Below are 13,170 nucleotides of genomic sequence, written 5' to 3'. Positions count from 1 at the left end.
AGTCGTAGAGACGTAGCATGCTACGTCTGTACAGAAATCAGGAGTCAGAAGTAGTAACTCATTACTTATTACTTGTTACTTGTTACTTATTACTTATTACTCATTACTCATTACCAATAATGAACACTATCAAAACAGAAGTTTTAATTGTCGGTGGTGGTCCCGTCGGTATGGCGATCGCATCCGAACTACGCTACCAAGGTATAGATTGTATTGTTTTAGAGCAAACTGACGGTGTTGTTACTGACCCAAAAGTTAGCACAGTCGGTCCCAGGTCGATGGAATTTTGCCGTCGCTGGGGAATTTCTGAAGCAATACGTAACGCAGGTTGGCCTAAAGAACATACTCTAGATGTAGCTTGGGTTACATCTGTCGGTGGGAAGGAAATTTTCCGCATCAAGTTTCCATCCTATGCGCAACGGTCTTTACCCGAATACAGTCCAGAAACCGAACAGGTTTGTCCCCAAGACTGGTTTGCTCCCAAATTTATCAATTCTCTGGGAGAATACCCCCAAGGAAATCTCAAATTTCTTTCTCGTTTAGAAAGTTTTACACAAAATGAAACAGGTATAGTTGCTCAAATAACCAATTTAGAGTCTGGAAGTTCAAAATCTGGAAACACACAAACTATTGAAGCTCAATATATAATTGCTTGTGATGGCGCTCGCAGTCAAATACGTAAGCAATCTGGAATCGGCGCTCAAACTTTTCATCAAACCCAAGTATTTCAAAGTGTTGTTTTTGAAGCACCCCAACTTCCCGATCTGCTAGGCCCAAATAATGCTATGGTTTTCTTCTTAGTCAACCCAATTATTCAAGAGCCTTTGCGTGCTGTAGATGGAAAAGGTAAATATCGCCTAATTTTAAAACCCCAGGAAGATGGCAAAATCTACGATGCACAAGAAGCGATCGCTGCTGCTATATCCATCGATACCCCATATAAAATTATTTCTAATATGCCATGGCGTTTAACCCACCGAGTTGCAGATACCTTCCGTGATGGACGCATATTCTTTGTTGGTGATTCTGCTCATACACTTTCACCCTCCGGTGGTTTCGGGATGAATACTGGTATCGCTGATGCTGTTGATTTGGGTTGGAAACTTGCTGCAACCATCAAAGGTTGGGGAGGTTCAAAACTACTCGACACCTACGAAACTGAACGTCGTCCCATCGCAGTACGAAATCTCGAGCAAGCAAACGCCAATCTTCAACGTACCCAAAAACGTAGTATACCTCCAGCGATCGCCAGCGATTCTCCCCAAGGTCGGGAAATGCGCCAAAAAATGGCTGAAGGGATGGAACGCAGTGGAGTTAAGCGTGAATTCGACGCTCCCGGAGTTCATTTTGGCTTTCGTTATCAATCCCCTATCGTTATTGAAGATAATATTAATCTACCTAGTGAAGATCCTTTCCAATGGTCTCAAACTAGTTATCCTGGTTGTCGCGCACCCCATGCTTGGTTAGAACCTGGAAAATCAACTTTAGATTTATTCGGTCATGGATTTGTATTACTTAGCTTTAAAGGAAAAGAAGGATTAGAAACTTTTGTCACAGCATGCGAAAAACGGAGTGTACCTCTTAAATTACATGCGATCGATAATCCTGAAGTTGCTCAACTCTATGAAAAAGCATATGTCTTAGTTAGACCTGACGGTCATGTTGCTTGGAGAGGTGATATTTTACCGGATAATCCTCTAGCTATCATCGATCAGGTACGAGGAGAGTTTGTATAGGTTTTAGGACTTACTTTTCGGTAAAAAACTGGGAAATAAAATCTTTTCCATAATTATAAATCATCCCATTTTCTACTATAAATATGTAAGTCCTAATTCATAATAACAGGAATAAAAATATACAAATAGAAACATAAATTAAAATATAAACTTTCGTTTATATTTTAATTTAATTGAGTTTTTAAGTTCTTAAGTTTTCTGAATTATTAGTTAAAATTATTAAATACAATAAATTTAAATAAAACTAAATTATATTGGGGGAAAACTCATTTACAATGAATAATATGTCATTTGTATCTTAATCATATCTTACGCAAAATAAATGTAATTATACCATTGCTAGTGATAGCAACATAATTTTAAAAATAGGTGAGATTGCTTTCCTGCAATGCCTTTCGGTCGTAATGACAAATCTTAGTTGTGTAAGTCCTGTTAATTTATAAAAGTCCTAGAAATATAAAACTATTATCTGATACAATTAACCACATCTGTGAGTTAATTTATAATGCTAAGTTTATATGTGTATTAATATATTATAAATTTTTATTTCAAGAATATATTAAGATGTCATAACTCTTAGATATGAAGAAAAACTCTTTACTGAAATGTTTACTTCTCAGTTCTGCTTTTTATAGTCTTCCTCTATCTATTAACATTTTATGTTTTTCAGCTTTAATGGCAGTTAGTCGTGGAGAAGATGTAAAACAACTCAAAGAACTCTCATTAGAGACTGAAACATATATCCCACCCAAGTTAAACCACTCCAGATTCCTAGCACAAGATTCTCAAAAGCCAACTTCAGAAAAGCCATCTAATGAATCTGGACCTAGTAAAACAGAAACAAGAGTATTGATAAGTGAAGTTGTAGTTAGTGGGGTAGAAGGACAATTAAACGATAAGATTTACCAGATTGTTAAGACCAAACCAGGACGTACAACAACTCGTTCTCAATTGGAATTAGATATAAATGCCATATTTGATACGGGTTTCTTTTCCAATGTCCAAGCAGTACCAGAAGACACTCCATCAGGGGTGCGAGTAACCTTTGAAGTAAAGCTTAACCCGGTTTTAAGTCAGGTAAAAGTGCAAGTAAGTCCTAGTACTGTATCCTCGGTGCTGAAACTAGGGGTTGTGGATAAAATTTTTCGTCCCCAGTACGGTAAGAGACTCAATTTGCAAGACTTACGAGATGGGATTAAGCATTTAATTAAGTGGTATGAAGAGCAAGGTTACGTACTAGCGAATGTAGTTGATTCACCTATCGTTTCCAAAGATGGTGTTGTTACCTTACAAGTAGCAGAAGGGGTGATTGAAGATATTCAAGTCCGATTTGTGAATAAGGATGGTAAAGATAAAGACAAGAAAGAAGAAGCAATTAGCAGTGAGACACTAACTACTGCTATTCTCAAAGAAATTGATTTAAAACCAGGAAGTGTTTTTAATCATCCTCAAACAGTAAAAAGCTTACAGAAGTTGTTAAGCTGGGGAATTTTTGAACACGCCAATTATTCATTCATTTCTGGTCAAGATAAAAATAAAGAAATTGTAGTTTTAAAGTTCGCTGAGAATCTATTAACAGGTGATGCAGCGGAAATTTTAAAGTATCAGCAGGAATTGCAAACTGCTCAAGCGAGTAAAAATAGAATTGCGGAAGCTCAGGCATTAAAAAAACTGGGATACTTATATCGTCAGTATAAAATTCACTATGAAGATGGGGTTAAAAAATATCAAACAGCACTGCAAATTTTCCAGTCAGAGAATCAGGAGATAGAAGTCGCTAAAGTTTATAACAACGTAGGTAATGTTTATTACAAATATGACAAGTATGACCAAGCAATCAGCAATTTTCAAGAATCTCTGAAAATATATCAGCAGAAGAAAAATAAATTGGGGGAGGCCATATTACTTAACAATCTTGGCAATACATATATGCAAACTAATCAATATCAAAATGCAATAGATAACTACAGCCGAGCCAGGAAAATATTTTCATATCTTAATGAACCTTTATGGGAAGTAATAACTATAAATAATCTTGCCTTCAACTACCGTTATTTAGACGAAAAAGATAAATCTATAGAATTATATAATCAGGCACTTTTGCAATTACAGAATCTAAAGCAAAACCCTGTTGAAATTGAAAGACAATCTCAGGAATGTCTTGAACGTCAATCTTCAGAAAGATTGGAGAAAAAAGCACATTTTTTCTTTGGATTAGGTATGAGTGATGCTAGTGGTTCATATATATACACAGGAATCCAACTATTAGATGATGAATTATCAAACTGCATTTTAGATAGCCGCTTTTGGCGAGTGGTAACATTCTTAAATGCTACACATCATTATCAGTCATTTGGTGATTATCAACAGGCTCTATATTATTCTAGTAATGCATTAGAACTCTGGAAAACTGTAGAAAACGATCAAGAAATCTTTACCCTCTTAAGAGAAAATAGTCATGTTTTAAAAAATATATTGAATGGCTGGCTGTTATTTCAGATTTCTATAATATACGAGGAATTAGGTAACAAACAGTTAAGCAAGCAATACAAACAACAATCACTTAACATTGCAGAGCAGGAAATACCGAATTTTATTGATTTAATTTATAGTGATAACAGGGATACTACAAAGGCTTTACTGCTAAATATTTGGCAAATTCCTATTAAGTTTGTTACAGGGCTACAACTGGAAGAGATTATTAGTCAGTCTGAAAAACAACTAATCCAATTTGTAAATCAGTACAACTTTGAGCCGAAACTTAAAGAACAGATCAAACAGTACATCACCCTAGCTAAACATATCATTGATGCCGAAAATTTAGCAAGCTCAAAGAAAAATAGTGAAGCGATTGAATCATACAATCAAGCTTTAGGAATCATCCAAAAATTAAAAAAAGAAGATTTATGCCTTGATACATTATTTCCTACCTTAGTTTTTAAAGCTAATAAAGAAAAAGCAGTTTTCAAGAATAAAAAAAATGAAGTCACAAATAATCTATGCTTTTATAAATCAGCAGAAATAGGAAAAGCACAATTATTGAATTTAGTAGCAAAAAATCAACTTTATTTGCAACAGAATCAAGAAGCCTTGACTTCACTAGATTTAGCATTGTCACGATTGAGCATTACATATGAAAGCACTATCTACAAAAAATATGACCCTCAAGAAATAACAAATATATTTACAAAATTCCTGTCATTAGTACAAAACTCCAATCAAAAATCTACAGAAGAAGACAAACAAGAAAACCTAGGCTCTATTGTTGAATCGTCACAAATGTTGATCGATTATTTCAACTCCACATATTCAGCGAATATTTATGGAGAAACACTCTCGTTAATTGCTAAGGCTCATAGGGCGAACCAAGAGTATGAAAAAGCATTGGAATTTCACAATCGAGCATTAAAATTATGGCAAGCTAAAGAGGAAATTTTCAAAGAAGCAGATACTTATCTCGCAATTGCAACTACTGAACGTGAGCGAGGAAATTTGACTCAAGCAAGAACTGAGATTGAAAAAGCAATAGCAATGATTGAATCTGAACGCGCCCAAGCTCAGGCTCAAGAAGCTAAAGAAACCCAGGATGATGATTTCCCCACAATACAGCCAAAGCAGACTGAATATAAATCCTATATTGACCTAGTTAAATATTTAGAATCAAAGCAAAATTACTATGATTTTTATATCGATCTGCTAATGCAACAACACCAACAAAACCCCTCAGCAGGTTACGATATAGAAGCATTACAAGCTAGTGAGCGGTCGCACGCTCGTAGTCTTCTGGCAATGATTAATAGGGATAGTCGCAATCCTGAAGGTAAAGTTCAAAATAATAGTAGTTCTAATCCCGACTATTCTAATCCCAACTATATAGAACTAGCCAAACCGCCTCAAATTCAAAAGATTCAACAGGAATTACTCGATGATAACACGCTACTTTTAGAGTATAGCCTAGGGGAAGAACGCAGCTATCTATGGGCTGTTACTAAAAACAGTATCACAACTTATGAGTTACCTAAGAGAGCTGATATTGAAGCAGCAGCAAAGCAATTTTACGACTTTTTGACAGTGTCAAGTTTAAGAATTAGACCTAACAAAGCAGCAGCATCAGGAGTTAAACTCAGCCAAATGCTCTTAGGACAGGTTTCTCAGCAGCTGGGTAACAAACGCCTATTAATTGTCGCAAATGGAATTCTGCAATATATTCCTTTTAGCGCCTTACCTATTCCAAACTCCACGTCTCTAAATACAGTCAGTTCATCTGCTGCTGTTGAGCCATTATTAGTTGAGCCATTGTTAGTTAAACATGAAATTGTTAATCTTCCCTCAGCTTCCACTCTTGCAGTTATTAGGCGCAATAATGAAAAGCGCCAACCACCAAGCAAAACTTTGGCTGTATTAGCAGATCCGATCTTTAGTAGGGGAGATGAAAGACTTACGCGCAAGTTAAATCAAACTGATTACCAGTCGCAGCAAAAGTTATCAACTTTGTCTAATGCTATGGGAGTTAAAAGTAATAATAATGTTGTAGTTGAACAGCTTTATCCCCGACTACCTAACACCCGTAAAGAAGCAGAAGAAATTGCGTCTCTGGTACCTCCACCTGAGCAATTGCAAAAATTTGATTTTGCTGCTAATCGCAAAGCTGTATTTGCTCCAGAATTTAGCCAGTATCGCTATATTCACCTTGCGACCCATGGTATTCTTGACTCTCAGACGCCAGAGCGCTCTGGTGTTATCCTATCTTTAGTAAATGAACAAGGGGAATTTCAAAGAAGTCTCTTATCCACACCTGATTTCTTCAAACTTAACTTATCAGCAGACTTGGTAACTTTAAGCGGTTGTCGCACAGGTTTGGGTAAACAAGTTAAAGGTGAGGGGTTGATTGGTGTAACTGGTGGCTTGATGTACAGTGGCGCAAAGCGCGTAATGGTGAGCTTGTGGAGTGTAGACGATCGAGCAACAACAGAACTGATGAAACGCTTCTATCAAGGCGTTCTCAAAGACAAGCTTCCACCAGCAAAAGCATTACGAGCAGCCCAACTAGCTATGTGGCGAGAACAACAGTGGCAAAATCCTTATTACTGGGCTGCTTTTACCATTCAAGGAGAGTGGAAATAAATAGGTAAATTTGTTTAATGAAATTATTTATATATTTATATGTTTACTATCGAGTTATATTTAGCTGTTCCCCGTTCCCTTCTAGATGGATTGGGAAGAAAATAGGTAGTCCAAGTTTGGGGAACAGTCTCAGACAAATCAAGTATTTGTAATAAATTAGCCCAATCTGTTTGTATTTCTTGATTTTGTGGATTAGTACGCTGAAGCTCAGCAAGAGTAGTTAGTGCTTCATACCATAATTTAGCATCAGTATAAACCAAGACTTCCTCCCTAGGGGAAGCTGCTTGCAACTGATTACTTAAGTTAGGACTAACAGGAATGCGCTCAACCCAACCATTAACTGTTGCATCTGCAGAGCGGTTATCTGGATTGCAGATCACAGAAAAAACCCAGCGATATTTTTTTCCTGACTGTAGCGGAAGCATTATTTTTGGTAGTTGTAGGCTAACAATTCCTGGCTCTTGTTTTAATGGAAAAGTAGCATAATAGACATCATCTTCTTTTTCATCAATTAGCACAAACTCTGCATCACGTTGATAGGATGACCAGTAGGGAATATAGAACCAGAAAGTAGGATATTTAGCAATTGTTTGCTCAACATAAGGAAATCCTTCATCTGTTGCAGGAACCAAAGCTGTCAGCGGTTGAACTACATTTGGACAGCGATCGCGTACCGCTCCTCCTCGCTTACGACCAGTAGGTGTCCCTCCAGGACGAATACCAAAGAAAAACCGTTTAATTTTCTCAATCAAGCCAGGTCTACGCTGGGATTGTGCTTGAACTGATGGTACGTAAACCAGCAAATTAGTCAATACAAAAATTAGCACAAAAGCAAAAATTACTTTTCGGGAAGGGAAATGTAGTCGGTTCATAGTTTCCTCGCCTGATGTACAGTTTAATTACGGTCAAGGAAAACAAAATATATATTTCCAGTAGAGACAAAAGCCAGTACAGGTGGAATCAAAGGAATCCATATACTAGCAACAGTAAGAGAAATTATAGAAGTCATATATAAAACTAGGATCCCACAGCCGGTAGCTATTCCCAAATCTCTTAACGAAGGTGAGTATAGTGCAAACACACCACCGAAGAAGGACCAACCCCATATCCAGAGGATTTCTATTGGTTGTGACCAAACCTGCAATAAAGGTACCTCATCGAGTACGGCACTGAGAATTTGACTGATCATGTGACCATTTACCACAACACCGGGAATTGTACCATAGGGTGTAGACCAATTATCATTGATTCCTTGAGTGGCAGTCCCACCAATTAAAACAATCTTGTCCCGTACATCTTGCTCGTCAAAGCGATTGTTTAAGATATCTTCCAGAGTCTTCCTTTTAGCAATGTTTTCGACTCCAGAACCAGTAGCACGGTAATTTAACAAAATCTGAAAACCAGAAGCGTCCACATCTTGATAACCCACAGTAAAAGGTTGTAGTTGCGGGAAAGTAATACCACCAAGTTGTAGATTATCCCCAGATTTAAAAGGATCTTGATAATTACTGTTTTCCCTCAACTCCAATTCCAGATAACGACGCGCCAACAAAAAACTAAAAGACTGCTTAGCTTGACAATTAGAACCAGAAATTCCCTCTACAACCATCAGATATCGGCGCACAATTCCGTCTCTATCAGTAACAAAATCACTGAAACCAACACGTTCTTTAGCTACTTCTTTAGGTGGGTCGACACTGGTATGTCCAATTTGCTTCCCTTGGTGATCGATATCAGGTACTTTGCAAACTGCAAAAACATTTGGTTTTCCCAGGCGCTTTAATAACCCTGGCAAATTGGGGTCAGCATTATAGGGACGGTATACATCCAAACCAATTAGTCGAGGGTTATATTTCTCTAGGGTTTCCAAAAGGCGATTGAGAGAAGCATCTTTTAAAGCAAATCCCTGTCCCTGCTCTTGGCGTTTATCTTGAGCCTTAATATCTTCGTCAGTGATTTCTATAATTAGCAAGCGTGAATCGACTCCTTCATTCAATGGTCTGATTTGTATCAGGTGATCAAAAGTCTTTAACTCTAACCATTCCATCAGACCAAAAAAACGTAGCACCACTAACCCACCCGCGATCATCAAACTCACCAATAGCAGAGTTCGGAAACCAGAACCACTAAACACCGGCTGGCGAATTCGTTCAACGAATCTTGTTAATCTACCCTTTGGCGATGGAGATGCTGGCTTATTTATATCTATCTCAACGGTAGTATTGGGAGGTGCTTGGGCAGTTTCCTGACTGGAATTTGATGCAAAAATTTCCTTCTCACTTGATAAAGGAATACCTAAACTTTTTGCTAGATATTTTAATCTTTCGTTAGCAGGGTTTGCCTTTCGTGCTGCAAGAACTAAATCTTCTAACCAATTCTCTGATTCGGCTTTTTCTATTAACTCAAAGACTACCTGACTTAAATTAGCTTCTGAGGCAATTTCATGTAGATTTTTATTTAGGTGGAAAGATAGCATTTGCTTTAATGACCCCCTATTGGGAAAAGCATTCATTAAAACTTCTTGCAATTGTTTCCGTTCTCCACCAGATAAATCCATACTTTATGTAATACCCGTCACTCTTTATTTGTCCCGTCCTCTTACTTCTAAATGTTAATGCTTATCTCATTCCTTTGAAAATCAATCAAGTCAAGTCTTCATTAACCATTATAAAAAGTATGGCTGAGTTTGTTGATAGTTCAGGAATAAATCAGTGTTTTGGTAGACATACTTTTCCAAAAAGCGTGATGCCAACTGGTCTTCATCAAAGTATAAATGATTTGGGTGTAGCTCTTTTAGAGGTAACAATTATATCTTGCCATAAACCCTAAAACTTTTACAGGCCAAGAAACACTGTTAAAATTAGGTGTTTGTTTTCCGTATACTGCATATTATACTTACTAGATTAATGGTAAAAACATGGCAGATATAATTGATATTGCTGTTAGTGATGACTCTTTTAGTACCTTAGTTCAAGCTGTACAAACTGCTAATTTAGTAGAAATATTAAAAAGTACTGGACCTTTTACAGTTTTTGCACCCAATGATGAAGCTTTTGCAAAATTACCTCCAGGAACTATTCAAACTCTGCTGCAAAATACTCCCCAGCTAGCAAGAATTCTCACATATCATGTTGTACCGGGTAAATTAATGCAAGCCGATTTAGCAAAATTGAAAACTGTAAATTCAGTGGAAGGCTCTACTATTAATATTAATTGTACTAATGGATTTGAAGTGAAAAATGCCACAGTTTTAGCAGCAGATATCGAAGCTGATAATGGTGTAATTCATGTGATTGACAAGGTAATTCTTATGGGTTGATTTTTGACACTCCGCCGTCCTATGAGGACGGGGATTCTTAGTTTAACGAGTCCACTTGACTGCAAAAGCTGATAAGATTTATTATCCTTAATAACTTATTGAGAAAAAACTTACCGATACAGTTTACACCGTTTCCTGTATGCATTCCTCTTTTCACACTTATAGGCAACAGGGTCGCGAACCAACATAATCCCAAATGGAGTAGCACCAGTCTTGATAATGCGGCTATCCTCAGGAACTCCAGTTTTATCAAGATCGTAAATCGAAGTAAATTCAGAATCTTGACTATGGGTGATAAATAGCTTTTTGTTGTCGAGGGAAACCATAACATTGTGCGGAAATGGTAAGGGAGCATCAGCAGGAGTTCCAGGAACAAGACTGAAGGATGCTAAATCAATCGTATACACGGAATTTTTCCCATCAGAACTCTCAATATCTGTAACATAAAGATTTGTTTCAGACTCATCAGCCCATATTCCGTGAGCTCCTGGTATATCGATTTCCCCGAGTAACTCCAATGTTGATGGATCCATTTTCAACACTTTTCCATCGATTTGTGTAGCGACATAGAGCAAACTATCGGAAAATCCCCAATAAAAAAGATGCGGATCTCCTCCCACCTTAACTCTATTGGTTTCTTGAAAACTCTCTCCACTATATTTAATCAGCCATCCTTCATCAGAACCATTAGCACTGAGCAGAGAAACAATTGCACTATCAGAGGTTACCGTAACGTCGTGGGGTTTAAAATTTGGTGCGAGGTCTGCAGGTATTGATACAGTTGCTAATACCTTTTTCATTCTCAAATCAATGACTGTCATAGTTTTATCGATATCATTTACCACCCACATCTGACCGAGTGTTCCATTATTCCACATATGGAAAACACCTCTTCCTGTGGGAATTTCAGCTTTTCGGCGCAGTCGTAATGCATCGTATACAAGTACTCTGTTATTCCCTCTATCTCCCAGCCATATCTCATCAGTAAAAAAGGTATTCTGTGCGTACATCGGCTCGGATCCTTTTTCCAGAATCAGATCGATGGTTCTTTCACTTTTTATGTCTATTAATGTGACAGTATTTGTACCTCTATTTGCAACTGCGATTCGAGATCCAGTGGGAGATGCTGGAGTACCGGGACGCATCTCAATGATGTTTGCTTTTAATGGCAAAATTGTAGTTGTTATTAAAATAACTGCAATCGCACAACCTAATACAAGTTGTTTCCAAGGGGATTGCATCCAGTGAGACGAAAATCTGAACATTTCACACCTTTTTTTCTATCCAATTGTATTCACACTTTTAAAGCAATAAATATAAATTTCGGTAACAATATTGTCTCTAATTTATAAGTATTGAGGGATAGAATTTATTGAAGTGAATGGAATAAGAAAAACAACTTTACGTAACAAGTTTAGCAAGATAACTCCAACAAAATATTTTGCAGATTTGTGTTTTTTATTAGTAGTTCAGGTATTAATAATTCTTAAACTCAGTTCTCGAACAAGAAACAAAATTCTGGCTTATTCCAAAAACCCCTACCTATCTAATAACAACAAATAAAACTCCCTCCACATCTTAGTTATTGGAGGGAATTATATTAATAATATGTATACATTTGAAATTAATCCAATATACTGTCATCTAATTACTACAGATATTGGATTCTAGCTAAGATTGAACCGTTCAAAAAAAATAAATTAAAGTTTTGCAGTCCTACACCCTGTTTGATTTTTTATAAACACACTCGTAAATTCCACTAGTCAAATATCTTCATTAAACCCGAAGTAAATTACCAGAAATCCAACCACGACCTCCGGTAAGCTCATACCAGCCATTAGAGGAACGACCAGTAAGACTTAGTGGTGTACCATTGGAAAAATAATTGACCCTACTGTAATTAGTACCCGGACCACTACGGATATTTGCTCCACTAGTATATGAACTTACATACCTTATAAATGAGGTACGAGTACCACCACCAGTACCACCACCAGAACGGGGACCGAAGCTTAAGTAATCCCCATGTATCCAATAACCATTAGCTAATTGAACCCAGTCACCATATGTGCGACCACTTGTTCTCACTTCAGTTCCGTTTCTTAAGCCATTGATTCTTCTGTATCTGGTACTTGGACCACTACGCACATTTACTCCAGACACCGATTGTACTCTTGCGACTCGACTTCCACCACCGGTACCACCACCGCTATTGATGTAAGTCAAGTACCTCTGAACAACCCAATCACCATTATCAAGTTGTGCCCAACCGTTAGATACGCGCCCACTTGTGTTAACAGCCTGTCCGTTATATAAAGTTCTGACAACACGAGAACTCGTAGTTGGTCTCGTACGGACATTCAATCCACTACGAGCATTCACTCTAACAGGAGCAGCTTCTGCTACGGCTCCAGATAAGCAAACAGTGAATAAAGATAAACAAAAACCTATAAGACTCAACCATACTTTAGGATTTTTCCAACCTTGTTTTTTAGCGGCTCCAGTTTGTGCAGCATGAGAACTCACAACAGAATCTCTTTCGTTCTCGGCATAACTAATCAACAATGCTAAATTATCCATGACAATTCTTACCACTTTGAAGATTGTATGATTTATAACTATTACTATGCCACCAGAAAATCAAGGCATATAAAGATAATGTAACATTAATAACTTATGTTAAGGATTCAAAATTCACCTCATACATAAGTGTTTATACTTAAAAACAAAAAATTATAATATCAAAAATGCACAGTTAAAACGCGGATTTTAGTTGTCTCTCGGATTTTAAATTACAATCTTAAGTAAAAAATAATTATATCCCCTTTAAATCCCGTTAAAAAGGGAAATTTGAATTAATTTTCGTCCTTTTCAAGGAGGGTAAGGGGATCGGAAGGCGATAATAAACCCATCTTCCGCACTCTAACTGTCACAATCGGTAATTACTTAAATAAATCAATAATAAAAGAGTAAAAAAGTACTTTTTACCAC

Annotated in this window: 7 protein-coding genes; 3 read left to right on the top strand and 4 right to left on the bottom strand. The window is 37.1% G+C overall.

All coding sequences use genetic code 11. The annotated features are described in order from the left end of the window. Positions 1 to 119: 119 nt before the first annotated feature. Positions 120 to 1,736, top strand: coding sequence for an FAD-dependent monooxygenase (locus BC008_RS41200; RefSeq protein WP_036266774.1), 1,617 nt, complete (start codon positions 120 to 122; stop codon positions 1,734 to 1,736). 582 nt (positions 1,737 to 2,318) lie between these two features. Then, positions 2,319 to 6,860: a CHAT domain-containing protein gene (locus BC008_RS41195; protein WP_058184658.1), complete on the top strand. Its 4,542-nt coding sequence runs from the start codon at positions 2,319 to 2,321 to the stop codon at positions 6,858 to 6,860. Positions 6,861 to 6,895: 35 nt separating this feature from the next. Here BC008_RS41195 and BC008_RS41190 read toward each other — a convergent pair whose 3' ends face one another. Together BC008_RS41190 and BC008_RS41185 are read right to left on the bottom strand one after the other, a co-directional pair. Further along, positions 6,896 to 7,732 (bottom strand): DUF928 domain-containing protein, encoded by an 837-nt coding sequence (locus tag BC008_RS41190; RefSeq protein WP_058184656.1) that lies wholly within the window; start codon positions 7,730 to 7,732, stop codon positions 6,896 to 6,898. 23 nt (positions 7,733 to 7,755) lie between these two features. Next, on the bottom strand, positions 7,756 to 9,417 hold the full coding sequence (locus tag BC008_RS41185; RefSeq protein ID WP_058184654.1) for a CHASE2 domain-containing protein: 1,662 nt from the start codon (positions 9,415 to 9,417) through the stop codon (positions 7,756 to 7,758). 360 nt (positions 9,418 to 9,777) lie between these two features. Here BC008_RS41185 and BC008_RS41180 point away from each other — a divergent pair, with 360 nt between their 5' ends. Next, complete coding sequence (locus BC008_RS41180; RefSeq protein ID WP_027844923.1) at positions 9,778 to 10,179, top strand: fasciclin domain-containing protein; 402 nt, start codon at positions 9,778 to 9,780, stop codon at positions 10,177 to 10,179. Positions 10,180 to 10,289: 110 nt separating this feature from the next. Here the strand turns inward: BC008_RS41180 and BC008_RS41175 are convergent, their stop codons facing one another. Further along, positions 10,290 to 11,444, bottom strand: a complete 1,155-nt coding sequence (locus tag BC008_RS41175; protein WP_036266773.1) for a YncE family protein — start codon at positions 11,442 to 11,444, stop codon at positions 10,290 to 10,292. A 511-nt stretch (positions 11,445 to 11,955) separates the two neighbouring features. Beyond that, entirely contained in the window at positions 11,956 to 12,759 is an 804-nt protein-coding gene (locus BC008_RS41170) for an SH3 domain-containing protein (protein WP_058184653.1), read from the bottom strand. Positions 12,760 to 13,170 lie beyond the last annotated feature (411 nt).

The organism is Mastigocoleus testarum BC008 (assembly GCF_001456025.1).
Classification (GTDB): domain Bacteria; phylum Cyanobacteriota; class Cyanobacteriia; order Cyanobacteriales; family Nostocaceae; genus Mastigocoleus; species Mastigocoleus testarum.
This window is presented reverse-complemented; position numbering and strand designations above follow the sequence as displayed.

Coding starts and splice junctions, on each gene's coding strand:
- BC008_RS41200 (WP_036266774.1), top strand. CDS start 120: ATGAACACTATCAAAACAGAAGTTTTAATTGTCGGTGGTGGTCCCGTC.
- BC008_RS41195 (WP_058184658.1), top strand. CDS start 2,319: ATGAAGAAAAACTCTTTACTGAAATGTTTACTTCTCAGTTCTGCTTTT.
- BC008_RS41190 (WP_058184656.1), bottom strand. CDS start 7,732: ATGAACCGACTACATTTCCCTTCCCGAAAAGTAATTTTTGCTTTTGTG.
- BC008_RS41185 (WP_058184654.1), bottom strand. CDS start 9,417: ATGGATTTATCTGGTGGAGAACGGAAACAATTGCAAGAAGTTTTAATG.
- BC008_RS41180 (WP_027844923.1), top strand. CDS start 9,778: ATGGCAGATATAATTGATATTGCTGTTAGTGATGACTCTTTTAGTACC.
- BC008_RS41175 (WP_036266773.1), bottom strand. CDS start 11,444: ATGTTCAGATTTTCGTCTCACTGGATGCAATCCCCTTGGAAACAACTT.
- BC008_RS41170 (WP_058184653.1), bottom strand. CDS start 12,759: ATGGATAATTTAGCATTGTTGATTAGTTATGCCGAGAACGAAAGAGAT.